This is a genomic window from Streptomyces sp. NPDC048600 (assembly GCF_055587025.1).
In genome coordinates, this window is sequence record NZ_JBVJGZ010000012.1 from 40,161 (window position 1) to 64,990 (window position 24,830).

Here is a 24,830-nt window from a genome sequence, read left to right on the forward strand (position 1 = left end):
AGCGGCTCGCTCGGGAAGCCTAATCGGTGTGGTGCACGGATGGTTCCCCGCGTGCGCCCGCTCAGTCCCCCGCCGCGCCCTCGATGAGCGCGAGCGAGTGCGCGTTGTACGCGGCCACGACGGCCCGCGCGGTGTCGGTGTCGCGCCGGGTGAGGGCGTCGACCAGTTCGGTGTGCCCGGCCCACAGCCGGCCGCGCAGGTCGGGGAGCCCCCGCAGCCGCTGGACCGCGCAGACCCAGGACTGCACACGCAGCCGGTGGAGGAAGTCGCCGAGGTAGTCGTTGCCGTACAGGGCGCACAGCTCGCGCCAGAAGCGCAGGTCGTAGCCGATGAGGACGATCAGGTCGCCCGCGGTCGCGGCCCGCTGCGCCTCCTCGCCGCGGCGGCGCACCCCGGCGAGCGCGGCGGCCGTGCGCGGGTCGGCCGGGTCGTGGAAGCCGCGGTGCCCCTTGCCGAGCGCGTGGAACATGCCGTCGGTGACCAGGCTGCGGGCCTCGACGAGCCCGCGGAAGTCGGCGAGCGAGTACTCCCGCACCCGGAACCCGCGGTGCTGGTCGGCCTCCAGCAGGCCCTGCGCGGACAGGTCGACCAGCGCCTCGCGCACGGGGGTCGCCGAGACGCCGTACTGGTCGGCGATCTCCTTGACCGTGAAGGCCTGTCCCGGTCGAAGCCGGCCCGCCAGCACCTCGTCCCGGAGCGCGTCCGCGATCTGCTGCCGCAGGGTGCTGCGCGTGACGGCGGCACCGGTGCCGCTGCTGCCGGACATGGTCGGTGTGTCTCCCTCGTCACGTGGTGGTGGCGTGCCCGCGCGCGTCCGTACGCCCGTACGGACACGTCGGTGAGCACGCCACCTTACGCGTTCGGGCCGGGGTCAGACCCGGGTGTGCTCGTCCGCGACCGAGAGCGCGGCGTCCAGCACGGCGAGGCCCTCCTTCAGCTCGGCCTCGGTGATGTTGCAGGGCGGCACGACATGGGTGCGGTTCATGTTCACGAAGGGCCAGACCCCGCCGGACTTCATGGCGGCGGCGAACGCGGCCATCGGCGCGTTGGCCTCCCCGGCGGCGTTGTACGGCACCAGCGGCTCGCGGGTCTCCCGGTCCCGGACCAGCTCGATCGCCCAGAACATGCCGAGGCCGCGGACCTCGCCGACGCTCGGGTGCCGCTCGGCCAGCTCGCGCAGCGCGGGCTCCAGGACGGTCGTGCCCAGGTGCGCGGCGTGCTCGACGACGCGTTCCTCGGCCATGACCTTGATGGTCGCGACGGCGGCCGCGCAGGCCAGCGGGTGCCCGGAGTAGGTGAGACCGCCCGGGTAGGGGCGCTTGGCGAAGGTGTCGGCGATCTTCCCGGAGATGGCGACACCGCCGAGCGGGACGTAGCCGGAGTTCACGCCCTTGGCGAAGGTCATCAGGTCCGGCACGACGCCGGAGTGGTCGGCGGCGAACCACTCACCGGTCCGCCCGAACCCGGCCATGACCTCGTCGAGGACGAGGACGACGCCGTACTTGTCGCAGATCTCGCGCACCCCGGCGAGATAGCCCGGCGGCGGGACCATGATCCCGGCCGTGCCCGGGACGGTCTCCAGGACGATCGCGGCGACGGTCGCGGGCCCCTCGAAGGCGATCGTCGTCTCCAGGTGCTCCAGCGCCCGCGCGCACTCCTGTTCCTCGGTCTCGGCGTAGAAGCGGGAGCGGTACAGGAAGGGCGCCCAGAAGTGCACGACCCCGGCCGCGGCGCCGTCGCTGGCCCAGCGGCGCGGGTCGCCGGTGAGGTTGATCGCCTGCTGGGTGCCGCCGTGGTACGAGCGGTAGGCGGAGAGCACCTTGGGGCGGCCCGTGTGCAGCCGGGCCATGCGCACCGCGTGCTCGATCGCGTCGGCGCCGCCGTTGGTGAAGAAGATCTTGTCCAGGTCGCCCGGGGTGCGCTCGGCGATCAGCCGGGCCGCCTCGGAGCGGGCCTCGACCGCGAAGGCGGGCGCGAAGGTGGTCATCCTCGCGGCCTGCTCCTGGATCGCGGCGACGACCTCGGGGTGCTGGTAGCCGATGTTGGTGTAGACGAGCCCGCTGGTGAAGTCGAGGTACCGCCTGCCGTCGTAGTCCCAGAAGTACGACCCCTCGGCGCCGGCGACGGCGAGCGGGTCGATGAGCTCCTGCGCGGACCAGGAGTGGAAGACGTGCGCGCGGTCCGCGGCCTTCACTGCGGCGCCGGCTTCGGGGTTGGGCTGAGGGGTCATGCCGGGGAGCGTAAATGTCCGCGATGCGGAACCGGTATGGGCGTCCTGTCTGCGGGCCGGGGCTTTCCGCGACAGGTTGTCGAGCAGGCCGTGTGACCGAGTCCCGGGAATGGTTGACAGGAAGCTGTCGACATGACAGTCTTCTGTCATCAGCAGAACGGCCCGGAGGAGGAACCATGAGCACCGCCGTCCGCAAGCCCGTGCACCACGCCGTCTACGACACCTTCGCCGACTGGGAGACCGGTCACGCCACCGCCCACCTGGCCCGGGGCGGCCACGAGATCCGCACGGTCGGGGCCGCGGAGAAGGAGGTCCGCAGCATCGGCGGACTGCGCGTACGGCCCGACCTCGCGCTCGACGCGCTGCGGCCCGAGGACAGCGCGCTGCTGATCCTCCCGGGCGCCGACCTCTGGGACACCTCCGACGACCTGGCCCCGTTCGCCCGCAAGGCGCGCGAGTTCCTCGCCGCCGGCGTCCCCGTCGCCGCCATCTGCGGCGCCACCGCGGGGCTCGCCCGCGAGGGGCTGCTCGACGACCGCGCGCACACCAGCGCCGTCTCCTTCTACCTGGCCGCCACGGGCTACGGCGGCGGCGAGCGGTACGCCGACACGGACGCGGTCACCGACCGGTCCGGCGCGGGCGCGCTCGTCACCGCCGGCCCCACCGAACCCGTCGCCTTCGCCCGGGAGATCCTGCGTCTGCTCGGCGTCTTCGACGGCGAGGTGCTCGACGCCTGGTACCGGCTGTTCCACGACTCCGACGCCGAGGCCTACGCGGTCCTGGAGCAGGCGGGCGCGGCGTGAGCAGGGAACGCCAGGACCTGTTCAGCCGCGCGGCGCTCGGTGTGTTCCGGCTCAACGGCCAGTTCCTGGGCATCGCCGAGGAACTGGCCGCGCCCGCCGGGCTGACGGCGGCCTGGTGGCAGGTGCTCGGCGCGGTGCTGCGCGAGCCGCTGCCCGTGTCCGGCATCGCGCGGGCCATGGGCATCACCCGGCAGAGCGTCCAGCGCGTGGCCGACCTGCTGGTGGAGCGCGGGCTCGCCGAGTACCGCGTCAACCCGGCGCACCGCCGCGCCAAGCTGCTCGCGCCGACCGAGGCCGGGTTCGCCGCGGTCGGCCGTATCGACCCAGGTCACGCGGCCTTCGCCGACCGGCTCGCGGCGGCCTTCGGGGAGGGCGAGCTGGCCGCGGCCGTGGAGACGCTGGAGCGGCTGTCGAGGGTGCTGGAGGAGATGGGGCCCGGTGCCGGGGCGGACGCGGGGAGGCATCCGGCCGCGGGCGCGGCGACGAGCGCACCGGCTGTTACGGAACCGTAGACACCGGGCCGTTCACCTCGCCGTTTGCCGCACTATCGTGGGGCTGTCGCACTGGCGTGGCCGGGGGAGGGCCTGCGGTGGAGAAGCTCGGGGCGGGAGATCCACTGAGGATCGGCGCGTACCGCTTGCTGGCACGGCTGGGCGCGGGCGGGATGGGGCAGGTGTACCTCGCCCGGTCCGACCGCGGGCGCACGGTCGCCGTGAAGCTCGTCAAGCGGGACCTGGCCGCCCAGGAGGAGTTCCGGGAGCGGTTCCGGCAGGAGGTGCGGGCCGCCCAGCGGGTCGGCGGGTACTGGACCGCGCCCGTGCTGGACGCCGACACCGAGGCCGAGGTGCCGTGGGTGGCCACCGGCTATGTCGCCGGGCCGAGCCTGCAGCGGGTCGTCGGGCACGACCACGGGGCGCTGCCCGAGCGGTCGGTGCGCATCCTCGCGGCCGGTCTCGCGCACGCGCTCAGGAACATCCACGCCGCCGGGATCGTCCACCGGGACCTGAAGCCGTCCAACGTGCTGGTCACCATCGACGGGCCGCGGGTCATCGACTTCGGCATCGCCCGCGCCCTGGAGACCGTCACCGACGCGGGGCTGACCCGGACCGGCGCGCTCATCGGGTCGCCCGGCTTCATGGCCCCCGAGCAGGTCCGCGGCGACCGCATCACCCCGGCCTGCGACGTCTTCTGCCTCGGTTCCGTCCTCGCCTACGCCGCCACCGGCACCCTGCCGTTCGGCGGCGCCGACAGCGGTGTGCACGCGCTGATGTTCCGCATCGCCCAGGACGAGCCGGACCTCACGGGCGTCCCCGAGGGGATCGCCGACCTCGTCCGCGACTGCCTGAGGAAGGACCCGGGGGCCCGGCCCACCCTCGACCACATCCTCCAGCGCACCGGGGCGGAGGACACGGTGTCCGACGGCCGGTCGCGCGACCCGTGGCTGCCGGGCGCCCTGGTGGCCCAACTGGGGCGCCACGCGGTGCAGTTGCTGGACTCGGAGGATCCGGAGGTGCCGGTCGCCGCGTGGGGTCCCGGTGCCCCCGCGCTGCCGCCGGGCGGTGCGGGTGCCCCCGCGCTTCCCGGCGCGCCCGCCGCACCGCCTGCCCTCCCGGCGCTCCCGGGGGGCTTCCCGGCCGGTGGAGCGCCGGGTGCTCTCCCGCCCGTGCCCGGCGCTTCACCGGCCGGTGCGCACGGTGCCCCGGGCGCCGTCCCTCCCGCCTCGCCCGAGCACGCGCCCGCCGGTGACGACTCCGCGCCCCCCTTCGGGCCGCCGCCGGGCACCCCGCCCGATCGCCCGCAGGCCGCCGCCGGGCCGGGGCCGCGGCCGGGCCCGCCGCATCCCGCGTACGCGCCGCCCCCGGCGTACGGCCATCCCCAGCCGGGCCCCGACGGACACGGGTACGGCGCTCCCGGGCCAGGCGCCGCGGGCTGGGGCGCGCCCCCAGCGCCACCGGCGTGGGGCGGCCACGGGAACGCCCACGGGAACGCCCACGGCGGTACGAGCCCGACGCTCTACGGCCCCCCGCCGCCCGAGCCCGAGCCCGGGCCCGGGCGCCGCAACGGGCGGGCCACCGCCGTGCTCGTCGCGGTCGCCCTGGTCGTCGCGCTCGCCGCGGGCGGGTCGGTGTACGCCCTGATGAACGGCGGCGACGGCGACGACGACGCCAAGGGCGGCCCCACCCCCTCGGCCACCGGCGCCCCCACCACCCCCGGACCGACCACCGGCGAACCCACCCCGTCCGCCGGCTCCTCCGGCCCGACCTCCGCCGCCCCGGCCGACGGCGTCGTCCCGGAGGAGTACGTCGGCACCTGGACCGCGGCCATCGACAACGAGAGCGGCCACAACACCCGCGTACTGACCATCGGGCAGGGCGAGGTCGGCGACACGGTGCTGACCCTGGTCGCCGAGGGCCCCGCCGGGAGCGGCACCTACCGCTGTGTGTTCGAGGCGCGGCTCAGCGAGGAGCCGGGCGCGGACGGGCCGCTCGCGATCAGCCCCTCCACGGTCACCGTCGGCGAGCCCGCCTCCTCCTGCACGCCCGGCGCGGCCTCCGAGGTCACGCTGCTGTCCGACGGCACCCTGCGGCGGGTGAACACGTCCACCGGGGAGGAGCTGACCTACCGCCGCGGATGACGCTTGGGCGAACTTCCGGGGACGGCGGCGGACCGCGCCGCCAGCCCGCCGTAGCGTGACTCCCTGTCAGGTTCTGGGGAGTGGCGGGGGCGCCCACGGTGGAGTTGCTGAGCACAGAGAACGTCGTCGCCGTGGGCACCGCGCTTCTCGGCATCGTCGCGTCCGGCGTGATGGTCTGGTACGAGCGGCGGGTGCCGCGGCGCAAGCGGATCGGCTACCGCGTCCAGATGGACAACCCGATAGGCGACGACGTCCGCTCGGGCCTGCCCAACGTCCGGCTCGGGGTCTTCGACGACGCCGCGGTCATGGCCGACGCGACGCTGGTGCTGCTGCGCGTGGAGAACGACGGCTCCCAGGGCGTCGACGGCGACGACTACACCGGGCCGGAACCGCACGGCCTCACCGCGGTGTTCACCGACCGCCTCGTGCGGGGCGTGTCGGTGACCCAGCCGGCCGGCACGGACCATCTGATGGACCACTTCACCCCGGCCCGCGGCTTCGGCTACGACGGCAACGTGCTGCGCATCCCGCGCGTCCCGCTGAACCGGGGCGAACACTTCAAGCTGCTCGTGCTGCTGTCGGGCGGTGACGTGGGCGCGGAGATCCGGGTGCGCGGCGGACTGCGCGACGGCGAGGTGCACCCCAACCGCAGCGCCACCCCGGACGAGATGCCGCCGCTGTTCAGCACACCGGCCCGGGTGTTCACGGCCCTGCTGACCGTGTCGGTCCTGGCCCTCGCCGCGATCGTCGTCGGCCAGGGTGGGACGAACCCGCCGCTCGGCTGCGAGCGGGGCGGACTGACGGTGACGGGGTCGACGGCGTTCGCGCCGGTGATCGAGACGCTGGCCGAGCAGTACGAGAAGGACTGCGAGGGCGCGGACATCACCGTCGAGGCGCGGGGCAGCGAGGCGGGCGTCGCGGAGCTGGCCGCGCTCGGCCGCCGCTCGGGGGAGCGGGCCGACTCCGTGATCGCGTTCTCGGACGGGGCGATGGGGGAGCGTCTGGGGCTGACCGGCGACCCGGTGGCGGTGTCCGTCTTCACGATGGTGGTGAACGCCGGGCTGGACCTGGGCCCGGTCGGTCTGTCGGTGACGGACGTGAGCCGGCTGTACCGGGGCGAGATCCACCGCTGGAGCGAGCTGAACCGCTACCGGCCGGGCAGCCCCGCGCTGCCGGACGTGCCGGTGGTGCTGGTCAGCCGGGACGCGTACTCGGGGACGCGGCAGATCTTCCAGCAGCGGGTGCTGAGCGGGGCGTGGGAGATGGCGCCGACCACCTCGCTGGACTGCCGTCCGCCGCGCGCCCCCGGCCCGGACGCCCCGGTGACCCGCTGCGAGCTGGCGACGACGGAGGCCGTGCTGGACAGGGTGGCGGCGCAGCGGGGCGCGGTCGGCTACAGCGAGCTCACCCTGGCGGAGGGCCACCGGGGCGTGCGCCGCGTCGAGCTGGGCGGCGAGACCCCCTCGGTGGACCGCCTCGAACGCGACTCGGGCCACTACCTGTACTGGGGCGTGGAGTACGCCTACACCGACGGCGTGCCGCCGGCCGGCTCGCCGGCCGCCGCCTTCCTCGCCTACCTCTCGGAGCCGGTCAGCCTGCGGGTGATCCGCGACCAGGGCCATCTGCCGTGCGCGAGCCGCCGGGAGGCCTGCGCCTGACGAGGTCCGGGGCGGGGGCGCGCCTCGCGTGCCGGGCCCGTCCGGGTGCCGGGCCCGGCGTCGCTCACCTGGGCTCGGGCGGCCGCTGCCGGGGCATGTTCGGGCGGGCCGGGCCGTTCGGGGGGAGGGGGAAACGGCCGTTGAGGACGTTGGTGTCCTGCGGCCGGGCCCCGGCGGGGACGGCGGACTGGATGCCCAGGGGCGCCGGACCCGTACGGAACTCGACCATCCAGTCGGCGGTCTCGGCGCGGACGAGCTCGGTGACGTCCTCGGAGAAGCGGCGCAGCACGGCGAGACAGCGCTCGGCGGCCTCCCCGGCGGTGCCGTCGGCGGGGCCGAGCACCTCCCGCACGCTCTCCGAGGCCCAGTCGAACTGGAGGGCCTGGAGCCGCCGCTGCACGGCCTGGGCGGTGGCCACGTCCCTTATCCAGCCCGAGGTGACGCCGAAGAACCGGTCGACGCCCACGCAGGCGACCGCCACCAGCAGGGCGAGATAGCCCCAGGGAGCGACCCCGCCCACCACGCCCGTGAGGTCCAGCAGCGGCAGCGCCGCCCCGGCGACCGCCCCCACGGCCGCGCCCGTCCGCAGCGCGCGGGCGCTCCGCCGCTTCCACACCCGGTCGCCGAGATACCAGGCGGCGGTCTCCAGGGCACCCTTCTCCACCCACCGGTACAGCTCGTCGAGCCGCTCGGCGGGCTCCCCCCAGTCCCCGTGGGGAAAGATCCGGCCGGTCAGATCGCCCGGCCGCAGTGCCGCCGCACCGTCGCCGCGCCCGTCCTGCGGCGGCCCCTCGGGCTGCATCTCCGGCTGACCCACCCGGCACTCCCTACTGATCACGGTGATCACGGTGCGTGACGCTCTCCCACGGTCCGCACGGCGTGGAGGACACCCCCGACGGCGCTCACGTGACACGTGATGCTGATGCGCCGGATCCTTCCTACCGCCCAATGGGTGGCGAAGTGGAGGGTTTCGCAGCTTTTCCGCCCGGAAGTGGGCCTTGATCAGGTATAGGACCGACAGCCGACTCACTCGAAAGAGTGACGGGGCGATGGCCTCGCCGACCACGTAGGCTCGTGCCGAACGGGAAGAAGCCCCCGTCCGCAGAGACGACAGAGGAGAGCAGATCGTGATCCCCGGTGGCGGCCAGCCCAACATGCAGCAGTTGCTCCAGCAGGCCCAGAAGATGCAGCAGGACCTGGCGAAGGCCCAGGAGGAACTGGCCAGGACCGAGGTCGACGGCCAGGCGGGCGGCGGTCTGGTGCGGGCGACGGTCACCGGCTCCGGCGAACTGCGCGGGCTGCGCATCGACCCCAAGGCGGTGGACCCGGAGGACACCGAGACCCTCGCCGACCTGATCGTCGCGGCGGTCCACGCGGCGAACGAGAACGCCCAGCAGCTCCAGCAGCAGAAGCTCGGCCCGCTCGCCCAGGGTCTCGGCGGCGGGATCCCCGGTCTGCCTTTCTAAGACAGGGGGACGGCATCTACCGTACGTAGTGAAGGCACAAGGAAGGACGGCAGTCCGTTGTACGAAGGCGTGGTCCAGGACCTGATCGACGAGCTGGGTCGGCTGCCCGGCGTCGGTCCCAAGAGCGCGCAGCGGATCGCCTTCCATGTGCTTCAGGCCGAACCGGCCGACGTACGGCGCCTCGCCCACGCCCTGATGGAGGTCAAGGCGAAGGTCCGCTTCTGCGCGATGTGCGGGAACGTCGCGCAGGAGGAGCTGTGCAACATCTGCCGTGACGCCCGCCGCGACGCGACGGTGATCTGTGTCGTCGAGGAGCCCAAGGACGTCGTCGCCATCGAGCGCACACGTGAGTTCCGCGGCCGGTACCACGTGCTCGGCGGGGCGATCAGCCCGATCGAGGGCGTGGGCCCGGACGACCTGCGTATACGAGAACTTCTCGCGCGGTTGGCCGACGGGACGGTCACGGAGCTGATCCTGGCCACGGACCCGAATCTGGAGGGCGAGGCCACGGCCACGTACCTCGCCCGCATGATCAAGCCCATGGGCCTCAAGGTCACCCGCCTGGCCAGCGGCCTCCCGGTGGGCGGCGACCTGGAATACGCGGACGAGGTCACCCTCGGCCGCGCCTTCGAGGGGAGACGACTTCTAGATGTCTGACGCCACGCTGCACGCGACCGGCCAGAACCCGGACGACTTCGCGGTCCAGATCGCGGACCAGGTGGAAAGCTTCCTGGTCGCGGTCTCCGAGGTGGCCAAGGGCGACGAGCCGGAGTCGGCGGTGCCCTTCCTGCTGCTGGAGGTCTCCCAGCTGCTGCTGGCCGGCGGCCGCCTCGGCGCCCACGAGGACATCGTCCCCGACGAGCGCTACGAGCCCGACCCCGGCTTCGAGCCGGACGTGGACGAGCTCCGTGAGAACCTCGCCCGGATGCTGGACCCGGTCGACGTCTACTCCGAGGTCTTCGACCCCTACGAGCCCCGCAAGGCGCCCGTCCCGGCCCGGATCTCGGACGACCTCACCGACGTCATCACCGACCTGCGCCACGGCATGGCCCACTACCGCGCGGGCCGCACCACCGAGGCCCTGTGGTGGTGGCAGTTCTCCTACTTCTCCAACTGGGGCTCCACTGCTTCGGCGACCCTGCGCGCACTGCACTCGGTGCTCGCCCACATCCGCCTCAACCAGCCGCTCGAGGAACTGGACGGCCTCGACACCGACCAGACCATGGGCGACGAGACGCTGGAGTTCGAGGCGGGCCGGGTGATGACGGAGGAGATCGCGGGCCCACTGGGCCTCGGCCGGGAGTGACCCGCGGCGCGACGCACAGCAGGTGACGACCGAGGCCGCCGACGTTCCCGCGACCGACGTCCCCGTCATCGATCCCCGCAGGCCGGACTCTCGTCACCGTGCGCGGCCCTCCGGACCGGGCCGCCGCCTCCGCCGTTGCCACCGCCCTGCGCCCCCCCACGACCCCGCGAGTGAGCTGAGCCACTTTCCCGAGTGCCGGGCCTCGCACAGGGCAGGGTCCTGAGCGGCGCGCCGGGATCTCACCATGCGATACCCCGAGGGTGAATTTCGGGCGCTCGATAGACTGAACCGACCCGCAGTACACGGGCGTATATGCGGGAAAAACGACGGACTGAGCGAGGAGCGCACGTGGGCCTTGTCGTGCAGAAGTACGGAGGCTCCTCCGTAGCCGATGCCGAGGGCATCAAGCGCGTCGCCAAGCGGATCGTGGAAGCGAAGAAGAACGGCCACCAGGTGGTGGCCGTGGTTTCCGCGATGGGCGACACGACGGACGAGCTGATCGATCTCGCCGAGCAGGTATCCCCGATCCCTGCCGGGCGCGAGCTCGACATGCTGCTGACCGCCGGAGAGCGGATCTCCATGGCCCTGCTGGCCATGGCGATCAAAAGCCTGGGCCACAGCGCCCAGAGCTTCACCGGCAGCCAGGCAGGTGTCATCACCGACTCGGTCCACAACAAAGCCCGGATCATCGATGTCACGCCGGGCCGCATCCGGGACTCGCTGAACGAGGGCAACATCGCCATCGTCGCGGGCTTCCAGGGAGTCAGCCAGGACAGCAAGGACATCACCACCCTCGGGCGCGGTGGTTCGGACACGACGGCCGTGGCGCTCGCCGCCGCCCTCGACGCCGAGGTCTGTGAGATCTACACCGACGTCGACGGAGTGTTCACCGCCGACCCGCGTGTGGTGAAGAAGGCCAAGAAGATCGACTGGATCTCGTTCGAGGACATGCTGGAGCTCGCCTCGTCCGGGTCCAAGGTGCTGCTCCACCGCTGTGTGGAGTACGCCCGGCGGTACAACATCCCGATCCACGTGCGGTCCAGCTTCAGCGGGCTCCAGGGCACGTGGGTGAGCAGTGAGCCGATCAAGCAAGGGGACAAGACGGTGGAGCAGGCCATCATCTCCGGTGTCGCGCACGACACCTCCGAGGCCAAGATCACGGTCGTCGGCGTGCCGGACAAGCCGGGTGAGGCCGCCGCGATCTTCCGCGCGATCTCCGACGCCGAGGTCAACATCGACATGATCGTGCAGAACGTGTCGGCGGCGGCCACGGGCCTGACGGACATCTCCTTCACGCTGCCCAAGGCCGAGGGCCGCAAGGCCATCGACGCCCTGGAGAAGTCCAAGGCCGGCATCGGCTTCGAGTCCCTCCGCTACGACGACCAGATCGGGAAGATCTCGCTGGTGGGCGCGGGCATGAAGACCAACCCCGGGGTCACCGCGGACTTCTTCACCGCGCTGTCCGACGCCGGCGTGAACATCGAGCTGATCTCGACCTCCGAGATCCGCATCTCGGTCGTCACGCGGGCCGACGACGTCAACGAGGCCGTGCGCGCCGTGCACACCGCCTTCGGACTGGACTCCGACAGCGACGAGGCCGTCGTCTATGGAGGCACCGGGCGATGACCGGACGACCGACGCTCGCGGTCGTGGGGGCGACCGGAGCCGTCGGCACGGTCATGCTCCAGATCCTGTCGCACCACAAGGACGTCTGGGGCGAGATCCGACTCGTCGCCTCCCCGCGCTCGGCCGGCCGCAAGCTGACCGTGCGCGGGGAGGAGATCGAGGTGCTGGCGCTGTCGGAGGAGGTCTTCGACGGGGTCGACATCGCGATGTTCGACGTGCCCGACGACATCGCCGCGCTGTGGGCGCCCGTCGCCGTGGCGCGCGGCGCCGTGGTCGTCGACAACTCCGCGGCCTTCCGGATGGACCCGGAGGTGCCCCTCGTGGTGCCCGAGGTCAATCCGCACACCGTACGGATGCGGCCGCGCGGGATCGTCGCCAACCCCAACTGCACGACCCTGTCCATGATCGTCGCCTTGGGCGCGCTGCACGCCGAGTTCGGCCTGCGCGAGCTGGTGGTGACCGCGTTCCAGGCGGCGAGCGGGGCCGGGAAGGCCGGGGTGGACACCCTGCGCCGGCAGCTGTCCCTGGTCGCCGGTACGGAGCTGGGGACCCACCCCGGTGACGTACGGCGGGCCGTCGGGGACGACACCGGGCCGTTCCCCGAGCCGGTCGCGCTGAACGTGGTGCCGTGGGCCGGGACCTGGCGCGAGGACGGGTGGTCCTCGGAGGAGATGAAGGTGCGGGACGAGTCCCGCAAGATCCTCGGCCTGCCGAAGCTGCCGGTCGCCGTGACCTGTGTACGGGTCCCCGTCGTCACCACGCACTCGCTGACCGTCCACGCCCGCTTCCAGCAGGACGTCACCGTCTCCGGCGCCCGCGAGATCCTCGCGACCGCGCCCGGTGTCGTGCTCTTCGACAACCCGGCCGCCGGGGAGTTCCCGACCCCCGCCGACGTGGTCGGCACCGACCCGACCTGGGTCGGCCGGGTGCGCCGGGCCCTGGACGACCCGACCACCCTGGAGCTGTTCGTCTGCGGTGACAACCTGCGCAAGGGGGCGGCCCTGAACACCATCCAGATCGCCGAGCTGGTCGCGGCGGAGTTCCCGTCGTAGGCGCCCGCTCCCGAAAACTCTGTCGATCTTCTGTGTTCGATTTGTAGGATCTGCGTGAGCATGTGATCCGGACGATGGTCCGGGCCACTTGATCCGGATACCGGGGGCGTTCGAAGATTTTCTCCCCGTCCACCGCAACCACGCGGAGGGCGGGGAGCGTCTTTGCGGTCGCCCTTGCGGGTGTGGAGACGCATTCATCCAGGCGTGGGGACGCCGAGAGCGGGCGTGGGGACGGCCGCTCGCTCGGACATAGGGGAAGAGCGGGACGCATGTGGGCATCTGAGGCTCCGTCGGCCGCGCCGGCCGGCGTGAGAACGTTGTCGGGCGCACCGTCACGGAGACCGGCCGGCGCAAAAGTGACGCCCGGCACGTACAACCCCCGCGGGGGGAAGCGTGTCCAACTGGCGTGGCAGAGGTACTCGACTTCAGTGTGGCCCCGCGCGGCACGGCCCTGCGGCCGCCCGTCCGCCGGCCCCAACGCCCCCGCGCGTCCGGCGCGCCCCGCGGCATGCCGGTGATCGCGCCCATGCCCGCAGCGCGGCCCGCCCGCATCCCCAGCCAGCGCGACGGCGCCGACGAGGCCGTGGCCGCCGGCACCACCGTCGACCACCTCACCGAGACCTACCGCGCCCACTACCGCTCCCTGCTCGGACTCGCCGCGCTCCTGCTCGACGACACCGCCTCCTGCGAGGACGTCGTCCAGGAGGCGTTCATCCGGGTCCACTCCGCCCGCAAGCGGGTCCGCGACCCGGAGAAGACGCTCGCCTATCTGCGGCAGACCGTCGTCAACCTCTCCCGTTCCGCGCTGCGCCGCCGCATCCTCGGCCTGAAGCTGCTCTCCAAGCCGATGCCGGACATGGCCAGCGCCGAGGAGGGCGCGTACGACTCCCTGGAGCGGCGCGACCTCATCAAGGCGATGAAGGGCCTCCAGCGCCGTCAGCGCGAGGTGCTGGTGCTGCGCTACTTCGCCGACATGACCGAGGCCCAGGTCGCCGAGACGCTCGGCATCTCCCTGGGCTCCGTGAAGGCGTACGGCTCCCGCGGCATCGCGGCCCTGCGCCTCGCGATGGAGGCGTCGACGAAATGAGCGAGAACGCCGAGAGCTTGGACGGCCGGGACGGCCGGGAGGGCAGGGAGCGCGGCGAGGACGCCGTGTCACGTCATGGGTCGGGGGACCATGCGCCGGGCCGGGCTCCGCAACCGGAGCAGGAGCCGAAGCAACCGCACGCTGGGAACCGAACTGTGAACGACCATCTCGACGAACAGAGCTCCGAGGGGCTCGGGTCGGACGAGCTGGCCCTGCGCCGGATGCTGCACGACGCCGTGCAGGACGTCGAACCGCGCGACGGCACGCTCGACCATCTGCGCCGGGCCGTCCCCGCGCGCCGGGCGCGCAAGCGCCAGGCCGCCGTCGGCATGGCCGCCGCCGCGCTGTTCCTCGGCACCGCCGTGCCCGCGCTGGTGCATGTCACCGGGGTCGCCGGCCCCGACGCCAACCCCTCCATCGCCGGGCACGGCTCGGCGGCCCAGGGCGGGGCGGGCGAGGGCGAGAGCCAGGGCGGCGGCGACGCCTCCGGGGGCGGCACCGGCGGACGCACCGACGGCAGCCCCGACGGCGACACCGCCTCGAACGAGCAGGAGCAGGGCGTCACCCCCGGCTCGGGCAGCAGCGCCGACCCGACCGCCAGCGCCGAGGCGGACGCGCCCGCGTGCACCGCGGACCAGCTCTCCGCCAGCAGCCAGACCGGCGCCCCCGACTCCACGGGCGCGGTCTACGGCGGCTTCCGCGTCACCAACGTCTCCGACGGCAGCTGCCAGGTCGGCGGCGCCGGCACGGTGACCCCCGTCGCACAGGGCGCCACCGACCCCACCCGCGTCTCCCTCGCGAACCACGCCGCCGGGGACGCGGCGGGCGGCCTGCCCGACCCCTCCCTGGAGGTCGGCCGGCTCGTCCTGCTGCCCGGCGCGGCCTACGAGGTGAAGTTCGCCTGGGTGCCCTCCGAGGCTTGCTCCACCGACACCGGGAGCGGCGGCGGCACCGGCGGCGGCACGGGGACCGGCAGCGGCGGCGGCACCGGGGGCGGCGACACCGGCGGAGCGACGCCGACGCCCACCCCGACCGACAGCACCGGCAGCACCACCGAGGGGACCACCACGACCGGGGAGCCGGGCATGTCCACGCAGCTCCTCACCGAGGACGGGGGCACCGCGGGCAGCGTCGGGGTGTCCTACACCGCCGAGGCCGGGGGGCCGAGCGTGTCCACGACCGTGCCCGACGCCTGCGCGGGGACGGTCTACCGGACGGGCATGCTGTCGGGGTCGTAGGGCCTGAAATCCGGGCGACGGAAGGATGCCGGGGCAGCGGGACAGGGCCTAGGCCCGGACGTCCTGCGCCGGGGCGTCGTCCGCCGTGGCCGGGGTGCCGGGAGCGGCCGTCGGCCGCGGGTCCTCGGGCAGCAGCCCCAGCTCCGCGTCCCGCGCCGTCTCCGCCTCGCGGCGCAGCAGCCGGAACCACATGAAGACGACGAAGCCGGCGAAGACGAACCACTCGGCGGTGTAGCCGAGGTTCTGGAACGCCTTGGCGTCCAGTCCGGTCTGCGCCGCCGCCCTCGGGGGGACCGCCGTCATGCCGGAGTCGCCCCGGTTGAGGGTGACGAACGCGTCCTCGACGCCGTACGGCACCAGGTTGACCAGCGAGGCCGAGCTGATCGCGGCGGTCTGCCCGGACGGCAGGCCGCCCCGGTCGCTCACGCCGTTGTCGCCGGGTGTCTCCGAGGCCTGGAGCGCGCCGGTGACGGTGATCTCGCCGGACGGCGGGGCCGGGGCCTTCGCCGGATCGGGCGTCCCGGGCAGCCAGCCGCGCACCACGGGCAGGGCCTTGCCGCCCTCGTCGGGGCGCAGCAGCGTCAGCACGTAGTAGCCGCTCCTGCCGTCCAGGTCGCGGTCCGGGACCAGCAGCTGGTGGGCGTAGCGGCCGGTGGCGGTGGCCTGGTCGCCGGAGGTCGCCTTGTCCACGGGGAGCAGTTCGGCCAGCGGCCGGGCCTGCTGCCGCCGGTCCTCCTGCGCCCGCTCGCCGGCGCTGCGGTGGTTGTCCAGCCGTTCCTCGAACCGGCCCAGCTGCCAGGAGCCCATGAACACGCAGAACGGGATGGCGAGCAGCACGAAGACGTTGATCCCCCACCAGCGGGGCGTCAGCAGGAACCGGTACACGCCGTCCACGGTACGGGGCCCGGGCGGCGGCGCCGGTCGCGGGGTCCGCACCCTTCCGGCCGTTCCTCGCGGTCCTGATCACCCAGGTGGTGTGGAGGGGTGCTGATCTCGGGTTTGATAGGGGCCATGAGCAGCGACGCAGAAGCCATGCCCGACTGGGAGAAGCGGTTCCGCGCACCGCGTGTCTCCCTGCCCGACTGGGCCGAGGACGCCCCCCACCGCTCCCTGTTCGTCTCGAACGCGACGGGGACGTACGAGCTGTACGCCTGGGACCGGTCGACCGGCGGTCAGCGCCAGGTCACCGACCGGCCCAACGGCACCACGGACGGTGTGCTCACCCCGGACGGCGCCTGGGTCTGGTGGTTCGACGACAAGGACGGCGACGAGTTCGGCGTCTGGCGGCGGCAGCCCTTCGAGGGCGGGCCCGACGAGATCGCCGTACCGGGTCTCGAGGCCTCCTATCCGGCCGGTCTGGCGCTCGGGCGGGACGGCGCGACCGCGGTGGTCGGGCGGTCCACGGACGAGGACGGCACGACCGTCCACCTCGCGCGGGCGGGCGAGGCCCCCGTGGAGATCTACCGGCACCGTGAGTCCGCCGGGGTCGGCGACCTCTCCCACGACGGGTCGCTGCTCGCCCTCGAGCACACCGAGCACGGCGACGCCATGCACTCGGCGCTGCGGGTGATGCGGCTGGACGGTACGACCGTCGCCGAGCTGGACGACACCAAGGGCGGCACCGTCGAACTGGGTCTGGAGGTGCTGGGCTTCGCCCCCGTCGAGGGGGACACCCGGCTGCTCGTCGGGCATCAGCGGCGGGGCCGCTGGGAGCCGCTGGTGTGGGACGTGGTCTCGGGCGAGGAGACCGACCTCGCGCTGGAGCTGCCCGGTGACGTGAGCGCCGAGTGGTACCCGGACGGCAGCGGGCTGCTCATCGCGCACGGTTTCGAGGCGCGCAGCGAGCTGCTGCGCTACGACCTGGCGAGCCGGTCGCTGGAGCGGGTGGACACCCCGCCCGGCACGGTGTCGGGGGCCACCGCGCGGCCGGACGGCAGCGTGGAGTACCTGTGGTCCTCGGCGGCGGCGCCCTCCGCCGTGCGGTCGACGTCCGGCGGGGTCGTCCTGGACCCGCCGGGTCTGAAGTCGCCCGGCTCCGTCGCGGTGGAGGACGTGTGGGTGGAGGGGCCCGGCGGCCGTATCCACGCCCTGGTCCAGAAGCCGGCCGGGGCGACCGGTCCGCTGCCGACCGTGTTCGACATCCACGGCGGGCCGACCTGGCACGACAGCGACTCCTTCGCGGCGGGGCCGGCGGCCTGGGTGGACCACGGCTACGCCGTCGTACGCGTCAACTACCGGGGTTCCACGGGGTACGGGCGGGCCTGGACGGACGCGCTGAAGCACCGGGTGGGGCTGATCGAGCTGGAGGACATCGCGGCGGTGCGGGAGTGGGCGGTCGCGTCCGGTCTCGCCGACCCGGCGCGGCTGATCCTCACGGGCGGGTCCTGGGGCGGGTACCTCACGCTCCTCGGCCTCGGCACGCAGCCGGGCGCGTGGGCCGTGGGTATCGCGGTCGTGCCCGTCGCGGACTACGTCACGGCGTACCACGACGAGATGGAGGCGCTGAAGGCGATGGACCGGACGCTGCTGGGCGGTACGCCCGAGGAGGTGCCGGAGCGGTTCGAGGCGTCCTCGCCCCTGACGTACGTCGACCAGGTCAAGGCGCCGGTGTACATCTCGGCCGGGGTGAACGATCCGCGCTGCCCGATCCGGCAGATCGACAACTACGTCAAGCGGCTGGAGGCGCGGGGGGCGGTGCACGAGGTGTACCGCTACGACGCCGGGCACGGGTCACTGGTCGTGGACGAGCGCATCAAACAGTTCCGTCTCGAACTGGCCTTCGCGGCGGCGCACCTGTCCTGAGCCGTCCCTGAGTCCACGGGCCGTCTGTCCTACGGCGACCGGTGCCGCTTTCGGGGGTGGCTGGTCCGTGTGGCTGGCCTGCGGGCCGCCCGTGGCTGGTCGCGCAGTTCCCCGCGCCCCTTTTTGGGCGTGGCCGGTCTGCGTCGCTGGCTGCGGGCCCGCCTGTGGCCGGGCGCTCGCGCGGTGGGGGGTGCGGGGCCGAGTCGGGGGGTGTCCGTCCTCGGTCCGCCGCTCCGGTTTCCTGCGGGGGTTCTGGTGTCTGACGGCGGCCGCTGCGGGCGGACACCCCCCGCCCCGTCCCCTTGCCGCCGTACGCGGCCTCCCGTCGCCCGTCGCCTCGGGCCGCGCGCCGCCGCCGCTTCGGGCATGCGTGCCTCCCCCAGTGCCTTAAGGGCCTGGGAGGTACCCCCAGGGCGGCACGGGTGGGCGCGGCGGCACCCTGTGAGCGCCGGGTGCGGATGACGCCGTGACCCCGGCCGTGGCGCGGCCTGGCTTGGACGGCGCCCGGGCGGGGGCCCGGCTTCGGGCGCCGCAGGCGTTGCGTCCCGCTCAGGGCACGCGGGGTTCACCCTCGCGGCTGCGGCGGCCCAGGAGTTCTGCCAGGCCTCGGCGGGTGGCGGCGAGGACGACGCGGTCGTGGGAGCCGAGGACGTACTCGTCGGGGAGGTCCCACACCAGCCCGGCCCCCGGCGAGTCCTCCGTCCCCGCCCCCGTGTCGAGCGCCAGCACCCGCCACGCCCCGGCCCGGAACACCTCCCCCACCGTCCGCCCCTCCAGCCGAGGATGCCCGGCCACCTCCAGCGCGGCGAACAGCAGCACCCGCCGCTCGACGGGAATCGCCCCGAGGATCTGCCGCCCGAACATCGCCCCGGCGAACGAGGGCGCGGCGAGATGCGTGACGCTCCGGCTGCGGGTCAGCGCCTGCGGATGCGCGGCCCGCAGGGTCCGGTACACGGCCGTGGCGAAGTCGTCGTCGTACAGCCGCAGCACCGCCCGCAGATCGGGCCGCAGCGAACGGGCGTACAGCGCGGCCTCCAGATTCGTGGTGTCGACGCTGGTCAGCGCGAGCAGGGCGTGCGCCCGGTGCACCTTGGCCGCCTCCAGCACCCCTTCCTGCGTGACGTCACCGAGCACCACCGGCACCCGCAGCCGCCGCGCCACCGCGAGCCCCCGCGCCTCGGGGTCGGCCTCGACGCAGACCACGGGGATGCCGAGCTCACGCAGCCGGATCAGCACCCGCGCCCCGATCTTGCCGAGCCCGAGCAGCACCACGTGCCCTCCGAGCCCGCGCGGCGGCCTGCGCAGCCCCGACGTGCTGCGGAACGCGCCGAGCGCCTCCAGGACGGCCGCGAACAACACGGGAAGCAGTACCAGCCCCAGCAGGCCTGTCAGAAGCTGGAGGATCTGGCGGCCGGTGGACTGGTTCAGCGCGGGCTCGTTGATGGCGAACAGGTCCAGCAGCGTCACGTACGTGGCGTGCAGCGGATGGTCGCCGGTGAGGACGCTCAACGACACCGCGAGGGCCAGTACGCAGCCCACCACCCCGGCGAGGGACCAGCGCAGCCTGCGGGAGAAGAGCGAGGCGAAGGACCGTACGCCGGTCAGCCCGGAGGTCGTGCCGGAGGTGCCGGAGTAGGACACCTGCTCCAGGACGACCGTGCCGCGGCCGGTGGCGTCGCGGACCGCCGCCGCGTCGGGCAGCAGCCGCGGCCCCTGCTCGCCGCTGCCCTCCGAACCGTCCGCCCCGGCGGGGTCGTTGCGGGTCGCGGAGAGCAGCGCGAGGGTGGCGAGACCCGGGTCGGCGACCTCCCCGGGGCCGGGCGGCGGCCGTTCGACGGCCCGCAGCATCAGCCCCTCGGTCTGGACGACCTTGCTGGTGCCGGCCAGGGCCGTGGCGGCCAGCGCGGGGGCGGCCGTGTCGGCGTCGGAGAGGACGACGGTGGAGGGCGCGCCGGAGCCGACGGAGCCGTCGGAGTCGGCGCCGGCCGCCAACGCGGCCGCCTGGTCGAGGAGTTCCTCGATGTGCTGGCCCAGCCGGCGGTTGTAGAGCCGCAGCACGAGCCGCAGCCGCGGGTTCAGCCGGCGCGCGGTGAGGGCCGCGCGGATGTTGGTCTCGTCGTCGTCGTACACGAGCGCGAGGGCGGTCGCGCGGTCCACGCCCGCCTCGGCGAGCACCGCCTCGGTCGGCTCACCGGCCTCCACCACCCGCTCGGCGGCCCCGCTGTCGCCGTTGCCCCGGGCCGCGTTGACCATGCGGTCCAGCAGCGCGGCGGAGGCCGCGCGGGCCCGGCCGACGACCGGCTGGCGCACCCGGCGCCCGGCGGGCGGCACGACGAGCGTGACCTGCTCGCCGTAGACGACACGTAGTTCGGCGGCCAGCCGGTGGGCGAGTCCGTCGTCGCCGCACACCACCATCTGCCCGCTCGCGCCCACCGGCGCGCTCTGGTTCGGAACGGTCCCCACGAAAGGACAGACTGCCTTACCCGCAGGGGTGGTTGCAGCAGACACCGAACGTCCCGCGCCGGGCCGTGGGGGCGCGCGGGCCTGAGCGGAGGAACTTCCGGACGTGGGTTCGAGCCTTCGTCGCGGCGTGTGATCCCGCGCGTGGGCGCGCGACCCGGCGTGCGTGTGGGGCGTTGGATCTGGCATGGGGCGCCGGGCGCGAGGCCGGTTCGCGTCCGGCGGTGTCCGGCAACGGTGTGCAGTAACGGTTCTTCGCCCCGCTGTCGCGGCACCGCGAGCGCGCCCGGTACGGCAACGGGAGTGACGAACAGTGTGGAAATGCGCCGACGGCCCCGACGGCCCGCCCGCCTGCGACGCCCGCCCCGGTGATCTGGTCGGCCGGGACGGGGAGACGGCCCGGCTGCGCCAACTCCTGGCCGCCCACCGCCTGGTGACCGTCACCGGCCCGGCCGGGGTCGGCAAGAGCGCCCTCGTCGCGGCGTTCTGCGCCGCCCTGTCCGGCGGACCCGGGTGCCGGATCGTACGGGTGCGCCCGCCCGGTGGCGCGACCGTGCCCGCCGGGGCCCTCGCTGCGGAACTGGTGCGGTCCCTGCGGACGCACCTCGCCCCCGACGGCGTACGGGTCCCGGGCGGCGGTGCCGTACGGGCGCCCACGCCCGCCGATGTGGCCCGTGCCGTACGGGCCGCCGCCCGCGGGGGACGGACGCTGATCCTCCTCGACGACGTCGACCCCGTCCACACCGAGTGCGCCGGTCTGGTGCAGCGGCTGCTGATGGACGTGCCCGAGGCGCGCGTCCTGGTCACCTCGCGGGCCGCGCTCGGGCTGGGCGAGGAGCGGGTACTGCGGCTGGCCCCGCTGCGCACCGAGGCCCGGGACGGCGAGGACGGCCGCTCCCCGGCGGTGCGGCTGTTCCTGGCGCGGACGCGCGGCGGGGGCCCGTTCGACCTGTCCGCCGTGCGCGAGGTCTGCCGGCTGCTGGAGGGCGTACCGCTGGCGATCGAGCTGGCGGCCGGGCAGACCGGGCGGCACTCCGTGGCGGAACTCGCCCGGCTGCTGCGGCGCCATCAGTGCTGGCTGTCCGGCGGCCGGCCCGGTGCCCCGCGCCGCCACCGTTCCCTGCGCTCGGCGATCGGCTCGGCGTACGCGTTGCACGAGCGGCCGGTACGGGTGGTGTGGGCCAGGGCCGCCGTCTTCTCGGGCTCGTTCACCGAGGCTGCGGCCGTGTTCCTGTGTGCGGGCGGGGGCGTGGCGCCGCACCGGGTGCCCGGCGCCCTGGCGCGGCTCGCGGCGATCGGCGTCCTGCGGACCGAGGGCGACCCGGGCGCGGTGCACGGCCCGCGCTACCGGATGGCCGCGGCGGCCCGCGACTTCGGCCGGGAACGGCTGCGCGCGGCGGGCGAGTTCCCGGTCGCCGTGGAACGCCTCGTCACCCACGCCCGGCGGGTCGCCGAGGTCGCCGAGAACCTGTGGGGCGCGGGCTCCCAGCGGCAGGCCGTACGGCTGCTCGCCGAGGAGCAGGACGACCTGATGGCCGTGGCGCGGCTCGCACTGGAGCGGCCCGAGCACATCCCGGCGGCCCTGGAGGCGGTCCTGGCGCTGTGGTTCTGGTGGGTGGTCTACGACCGTGCCGAGGCGGGCCGTGACCTGCTGCTCACCCTGCTCGGGCGGTGCGAGGAGGACAGCCCGCCGGCCGTGCGCGCCCGGTGGCTGGCGGCCTGGCTCACCGCCCCCGGCGACCCGCAAGCGGCCCGTGCCCTGCTGGGCCGCGCCTGGCCCGCCGCGGTCATGGCCGGGGACGACGCGGCGCTCGGCCGGATCGCCCATGTGCAGGGCATGCTCGCGCTGCGCGACGGGGACCCGGTGGCCGCCGCCGCGCACTTCCGGGAGGCAGCCGACACCGTTCCGCCGCACGCCCCCGGCGGGCCCTCGGCCGCCGTCAGCCTCGCCGCGCTCGCGGTCGCCGAGGCCGTGTTCGACCCCGCCGCCGCCCGGCGCAGTGCCCGCCGCGCGCTGTCCCACCCGGACGTGCGCGAGGACACCTGGGCCTGTCTGCTCGCCCGCTACGCCCGCGCCTTCGTCGACCACCGCCACGGCCGGCGGGGCCGGGCCTGGCACCGGGCCCGGCGGGCGCTGGCCGCGCTCGACACGGACCTGCCCGCCCCGCTGCCCGCCCCGCACGGCCGCGCCGCGCTGCACGGACTGATCGCCGACATCGAGTCCGGCGCGGCGGTCCGGGACCGCGTGCCCTTCGTCCCCGCGCCGCGTCCGGCCCGTGGATGGGCAATTGCGAAAATTGGCAATTGATTACATGCTGAGGGAGCTGCGCCCGTCCGTTCCGGTAGCCACGGGCGCGCACGCGTCGCGGTGGCCGCTGAAGGCCGCCGCGACTGCTGTGAGGGCGCGGTCGGGCGGGCGACGGAGGGAAGTTCACCTACATGACGATCGAGTGGCGTTACACCGTCGAACAGGATCTCGGCATACTCTCCGTCGCCGGATACCTGGGCCCGGAGGCCGTACGGCGCTTCACGGGCGCGGTCGGCTGGGTGGTCGCCCGGGGCTCCGGCCCGGTCATCCTGGACCTCGGGGACCTGCGCAACTGGTCGGCCGAGGGGCAGGTCGCCATCACGGACGCCGCGCGCAGGCTCGCCGAGGCGGGCCGCCGCCTGGAGCTGGCCGCGATCCCCGCCGACGGTTCCCTGGTCCCGGCCGGTGAGGGCCCGGACATCCCCGTCCACTGCGACCTGGCCTCGGCACTCGCGGTGCACGTCCGCGCGGGCGGGCCGGACGAGGGCACCGGGCCGCAGCAGGAGTGGCGTACCGACGGCTGGAAGGTCGAGTGACGGATGTGACACACGGGGGAGGGCGGCGCGAGCGCGCCGCCGAGGGGGGCACGGCCAGATGAGCACACCGCTGTACCAACTGAAGGCCGAGTTCTTCAAGACGCTCGGCCATCCGGCCCGCATCCGCGTCCTGGAGCTGCTCAGCGAGCGCGAGCACGCGGTCGCCGAGCTGCTGCCACGCGTCGGCATCGAGCCCGCCCATCTGTCCCAGCAGCTCGCCGTGCTGCGCCGGGCGAACCTGGTGGTCACCCGCAAGGAGGGCTCGAACGTCCACTACTCGCTGACCGACCCGCAGGTGGCCGAGCTGCTGACGGTGGCCCGCACCATCCTCTCCGGGGTCCTCGCCGGACAGGCCGAACTCCTCGCGGACCTGCGCGCGACCAGGACGGACGCCGGTCCGGTGGGATGATGGGAGAGGTGATTCTCCCGGCGGAAGGCGAACCATCATGGGACAGGCACGCGAGCTCATGGACCGGCTCACCGAGGCGGTCACCTCCTCACCGGACCTGAAGGTCGTCGCGGACCTCTACGCCGAGGACGCCGTGGCGCTGACCCCCGACGGCGAGCTGCACGGCCGTGAGGCCATCGTCGAGTGGTGGCGCCAGATGACGGAGTCCGTCCCCGACGCGGCGTTCGAGACGGTCCACTCCTACGAGATCGGCGACACCGCCGTCGACGAGGGCGTCTACACCGGCACCAACACCGGCCCCCTGCAGCTCCCTTCGGGAGAGACCCTCCCCGCCACCGGCAAACACGTCCGCCTGCGGGGAGTGGACCTGGCGACGGTCCGCGACGACCACATCGTCAGCTACCGGGTGTACTACGACCAGATGGCCTTCCTGGAACAACTGGGCCTGCTGCCGGAGGGCTAGGGCCTGTCGTCGAACTCCCGTCGTCGCCCGCGGGGCAGGCGGGAGTTTGACGACAGGCTCTAGGGCCCTGACCGGGGGCTCGGAGCCCTGGCGGGACCTTTCCCGGCGGCTCGGGGCCCGGGGCCACCGCGCGGTGCGGGCCGCGGGCCGGGGCCGACGCCCGTCCGGGGCGGGGTGCCGACCGGGGCCGCGACCCGGGCGCCGGTCGGCGGAGGGACGCTCGGAGGGTTCGCGCGGGGGCGGTGACCGGGACGCCCGCCGGGGGCGGGATGCCGGTGGGGTGTGCGTGTCCGGCACCAGCATCCCGCTGCGGATCCGGGTGGCCCGGGAGCGGGCGGCCGACTGCGGGGCGACCGGGACGCCGGTCCGTGGGCCGGATGCCCTCGGGATGCGCGTGTCCGGCACCCGGCCGCTGCCGTGGATCCGAGCGGCGCGGGAGTGAGCGGCCGTTCGGGAAGCCGTCCGAGCGGGACGTCGGCCGGGTCCGCGACCGGGACATCGGCCGGGCGGGACCCCCTCCGTGGCGGGAGGCCCGCGGGATACGCGCGTCCGACCCGTCGGCTACCGAGGAGCGGGCGGTCGGCCGAGACGTCGGCCCCGAGCGGGGCGTCGGACGAGGGGCGGGAGGTCCGCAGGTGTGCGCGTCCGGCACCAGCTCCCGCCGTGGACCCGGGCGGTCCGGGAGCGGGGCGTTCGACGGGGCCGTGTGCCGTACACCCGGTGCCGTGGATGCGGGCGGCGTCGGAGTGGG

Annotated in this window: 22 protein-coding genes; 17 read left to right on the plus strand and 5 right to left on the minus strand. The window is 74.3% G+C overall.

Annotated elements, in window-relative coordinates; genetic code table 11:
* Nucleotides 1-61: 61 nt before the first annotated feature.
* Nucleotides 62-766 (minus strand): GntR family transcriptional regulator, encoded by a 705-nt coding sequence (locus ACZ6SQ_RS18015; protein WP_469562770.1) that lies wholly within the window; start codon nt 764-766, stop codon nt 62-64.
* Between the two features lie 105 nt (nt 767-871).
* Nucleotides 872-2,230, minus strand: coding sequence for an aminotransferase class III-fold pyridoxal phosphate-dependent enzyme (locus ACZ6SQ_RS18020; RefSeq protein ID WP_469562773.1), 1,359 nt, complete (start codon nt 2,228-2,230; stop codon nt 872-874).
* 176 nt (nt 2,231-2,406) lie between these two features.
* Between ACZ6SQ_RS18020 and ACZ6SQ_RS18025 the strand changes: the two genes are divergently transcribed.
* The 4 genes from ACZ6SQ_RS18025 (at nt 2,407) to ACZ6SQ_RS18040 (ending at nt 7,326) form a co-directional block, all read left to right on the plus strand.
* The gene (locus tag ACZ6SQ_RS18025; RefSeq protein WP_469562777.1) at nt 2,407-3,033 is read left to right on the plus strand and encodes a DJ-1/PfpI family protein; all 627 of its coding nucleotides are present in this window, start codon (nt 2,407-2,409) and stop codon (nt 3,031-3,033) included.
* Complete coding sequence (locus tag ACZ6SQ_RS18030) at nt 3,030-3,545, plus strand: MarR family winged helix-turn-helix transcriptional regulator (RefSeq protein ID WP_469562780.1); 516 nt, start codon at nt 3,030-3,032, stop codon at nt 3,543-3,545. Before ACZ6SQ_RS18025 ends, ACZ6SQ_RS18030 begins: the two co-directional genes overlap by 4 nt.
* Nucleotides 3,546-3,622: 77 nt before the next feature.
* The gene (locus tag ACZ6SQ_RS18035) at nt 3,623-5,668 is read left to right on the plus strand and encodes a serine/threonine-protein kinase (protein ID WP_469562783.1); all 2,046 of its coding nucleotides are present in this window, start codon (nt 3,623-3,625) and stop codon (nt 5,666-5,668) included.
* 98 nt (nt 5,669-5,766) lie between these two features.
* Nucleotides 5,767-7,326, plus strand: a complete 1,560-nt coding sequence (locus tag ACZ6SQ_RS18040; RefSeq protein WP_469563104.1) for a PstS family phosphate ABC transporter substrate-binding protein — start codon at nt 5,767-5,769, stop codon at nt 7,324-7,326.
* 64 nt (nt 7,327-7,390) lie between these two features.
* On the opposite strand, the gene ACZ6SQ_RS18045 is transcribed toward ACZ6SQ_RS18040, so the two are convergent.
* Nucleotides 7,391-8,143 (minus strand): SLATT domain-containing protein, encoded by a 753-nt coding sequence (locus tag ACZ6SQ_RS18045; RefSeq protein ID WP_469562786.1) that lies wholly within the window; start codon nt 8,141-8,143, stop codon nt 7,391-7,393.
* Between the two features lie 310 nt (nt 8,144-8,453).
* Here ACZ6SQ_RS18045 and ACZ6SQ_RS18050 point away from each other — a divergent pair, with 310 nt between their 5' ends.
* The 7 genes from ACZ6SQ_RS18050 to ACZ6SQ_RS18080 all read left to right on the plus strand — a co-directional run bounded on the left by ACZ6SQ_RS18050 (nt 8,454) and on the right by ACZ6SQ_RS18080 (nt 15,101).
* Entirely contained in the window at nt 8,454-8,792 is a 339-nt protein-coding gene (locus ACZ6SQ_RS18050; RefSeq protein ID WP_469562790.1) for a YbaB/EbfC family nucleoid-associated protein, read from the plus strand.
* 57 nt (nt 8,793-8,849) lie between these two features.
* On the plus strand, nt 8,850-9,449 hold the full coding sequence (gene recR, locus ACZ6SQ_RS18055) for a recombination mediator RecR (RefSeq protein ID WP_386386453.1): 600 nt from the start codon (nt 8,850-8,852) through the stop codon (nt 9,447-9,449).
* Nucleotides 9,442-10,098, plus strand: coding sequence for a DUF5063 domain-containing protein (locus ACZ6SQ_RS18060; RefSeq protein WP_469562794.1), 657 nt, complete (start codon nt 9,442-9,444; stop codon nt 10,096-10,098). The genes recR and ACZ6SQ_RS18060 overlap by 8 nt, the downstream gene beginning before the upstream one ends.
* Before the next feature lie 348 nt (nt 10,099-10,446).
* A complete protein-coding gene (locus ACZ6SQ_RS18065; RefSeq protein ID WP_386386450.1) occupies nt 10,447-11,724 on the plus strand; it encodes an aspartate kinase in 1,278 nt (425 codons plus the stop codon).
* Nucleotides 11,721-12,776, plus strand: coding sequence for an aspartate-semialdehyde dehydrogenase (locus ACZ6SQ_RS18070; RefSeq protein ID WP_386386448.1), 1,056 nt, complete (start codon nt 11,721-11,723; stop codon nt 12,774-12,776). Before ACZ6SQ_RS18065 ends, ACZ6SQ_RS18070 begins: the two co-directional genes overlap by 4 nt.
* Before the next feature lie 508 nt (nt 12,777-13,284).
* Nucleotides 13,285-13,863: a SigE family RNA polymerase sigma factor gene (locus tag ACZ6SQ_RS18075; RefSeq protein WP_469563107.1), complete on the plus strand. Its 579-nt coding sequence runs from the start codon at nt 13,285-13,287 to the stop codon at nt 13,861-13,863.
* Between the two features lie 155 nt (nt 13,864-14,018).
* The gene (locus tag ACZ6SQ_RS18080) at nt 14,019-15,101 is read left to right on the plus strand and encodes a hypothetical protein (RefSeq protein ID WP_469562798.1); all 1,083 of its coding nucleotides are present in this window, start codon (nt 14,019-14,021) and stop codon (nt 15,099-15,101) included.
* A gap of 48 nt (nt 15,102-15,149) precedes the next feature.
* Here the strand turns inward: ACZ6SQ_RS18080 and ACZ6SQ_RS18085 are convergent, their stop codons facing one another.
* Complete coding sequence (locus tag ACZ6SQ_RS18085) at nt 15,150-15,986, minus strand: SURF1 family protein (protein ID WP_469562801.1); 837 nt, start codon at nt 15,984-15,986, stop codon at nt 15,150-15,152.
* 126 nt (nt 15,987-16,112) lie between these two features.
* Here ACZ6SQ_RS18085 and ACZ6SQ_RS18090 point away from each other — a divergent pair, with 126 nt between their 5' ends.
* Nucleotides 16,113-17,903, plus strand: a complete 1,791-nt coding sequence (locus ACZ6SQ_RS18090; protein WP_469562803.1) for a S9 family peptidase — start codon at nt 16,113-16,115, stop codon at nt 17,901-17,903.
* 549 nt (nt 17,904-18,452) lie between these two features.
* On the opposite strand, the gene ACZ6SQ_RS18095 is transcribed toward ACZ6SQ_RS18090, so the two are convergent.
* Entirely contained in the window at nt 18,453-20,318 is a 1,866-nt protein-coding gene (locus ACZ6SQ_RS18095; protein WP_469563109.1) for an NAD-binding protein, read from the minus strand.
* A gap of 358 nt (nt 20,319-20,676) precedes the next feature.
* Between ACZ6SQ_RS18095 and ACZ6SQ_RS18100 the strand changes: the two genes are divergently transcribed.
* From ACZ6SQ_RS18100 to ACZ6SQ_RS18120, 5 genes are all read left to right on the plus strand, one after another.
* Nucleotides 20,677-22,671, plus strand: coding sequence for an ATP-binding protein (locus ACZ6SQ_RS18100; RefSeq protein WP_469562806.1), 1,995 nt, complete (start codon nt 20,677-20,679; stop codon nt 22,669-22,671).
* Between the two features lie 131 nt (nt 22,672-22,802).
* Complete coding sequence (locus ACZ6SQ_RS18105) at nt 22,803-23,207, plus strand: STAS domain-containing protein (RefSeq protein ID WP_386386395.1); 405 nt, start codon at nt 22,803-22,805, stop codon at nt 23,205-23,207.
* A 58-nt stretch (nt 23,208-23,265) separates the two neighbouring features.
* Complete coding sequence (locus ACZ6SQ_RS18110; RefSeq protein ID WP_389330211.1) at nt 23,266-23,616, plus strand: ArsR/SmtB family transcription factor; 351 nt, start codon at nt 23,266-23,268, stop codon at nt 23,614-23,616.
* Between the two features lie 37 nt (nt 23,617-23,653).
* Nucleotides 23,654-24,079 carry an ester cyclase gene (locus ACZ6SQ_RS18115; RefSeq protein ID WP_469562811.1) on the plus strand — a complete coding sequence of 142 codons (426 nt, stop codon included), beginning with the start codon at nt 23,654-23,656 and terminating at the stop codon, nt 24,077-24,079.
* Nucleotides 24,080-24,365: 286 nt separating this feature from the next.
* On the plus strand, nt 24,366-24,521 hold the full coding sequence (locus tag ACZ6SQ_RS18120) for a hypothetical protein (RefSeq protein WP_469562814.1): 156 nt from the start codon (nt 24,366-24,368) through the stop codon (nt 24,519-24,521).
* Nucleotides 24,522-24,830: the final 309 nt, after the last annotated feature.

Bases quoted from the DNA above. Each gene is read 5' to 3' on its own strand.
- ACZ6SQ_RS18015 (WP_469562770.1), bottom strand. From the start codon at position 766: ATGTCCGGCAGCAGCGGCACCGGTGCCGCCGTCACGCGCAGCACCCTG.
- ACZ6SQ_RS18020 (WP_469562773.1), bottom strand. From the start codon at position 2,230: ATGACCCCTCAGCCCAACCCCGAAGCCGGCGCCGCAGTGAAGGCCGCG.
- ACZ6SQ_RS18025 (WP_469562777.1), top strand. From the start codon at position 2,407: ATGAGCACCGCCGTCCGCAAGCCCGTGCACCACGCCGTCTACGACACC.
- ACZ6SQ_RS18060 (WP_469562794.1), top strand. From the start codon at position 9,442: ATGTCTGACGCCACGCTGCACGCGACCGGCCAGAACCCGGACGACTTC.
- ACZ6SQ_RS18070 (WP_386386448.1), top strand. From the start codon at position 11,721: ATGACCGGACGACCGACGCTCGCGGTCGTGGGGGCGACCGGAGCCGTC.
- ACZ6SQ_RS18075 (WP_469563107.1), top strand. From the start codon at position 13,285: ATGCCGGTGATCGCGCCCATGCCCGCAGCGCGGCCCGCCCGCATCCCC.
- ACZ6SQ_RS18090 (WP_469562803.1), top strand. From the start codon at position 16,113: ATGAGCAGCGACGCAGAAGCCATGCCCGACTGGGAGAAGCGGTTCCGC.
- ACZ6SQ_RS18095 (WP_469563109.1), bottom strand. From the start codon at position 20,318: ATGGTGGTGTGCGGCGACGACGGACTCGCCCACCGGCTGGCCGCCGAA.
- ACZ6SQ_RS18105 (WP_386386395.1), top strand. From the start codon at position 22,803: ATGACGATCGAGTGGCGTTACACCGTCGAACAGGATCTCGGCATACTC.
- ACZ6SQ_RS18110 (WP_389330211.1), top strand. From the start codon at position 23,266: ATGAGCACACCGCTGTACCAACTGAAGGCCGAGTTCTTCAAGACGCTC.
- ACZ6SQ_RS18115 (WP_469562811.1), top strand. From the start codon at position 23,654: ATGGGACAGGCACGCGAGCTCATGGACCGGCTCACCGAGGCGGTCACC.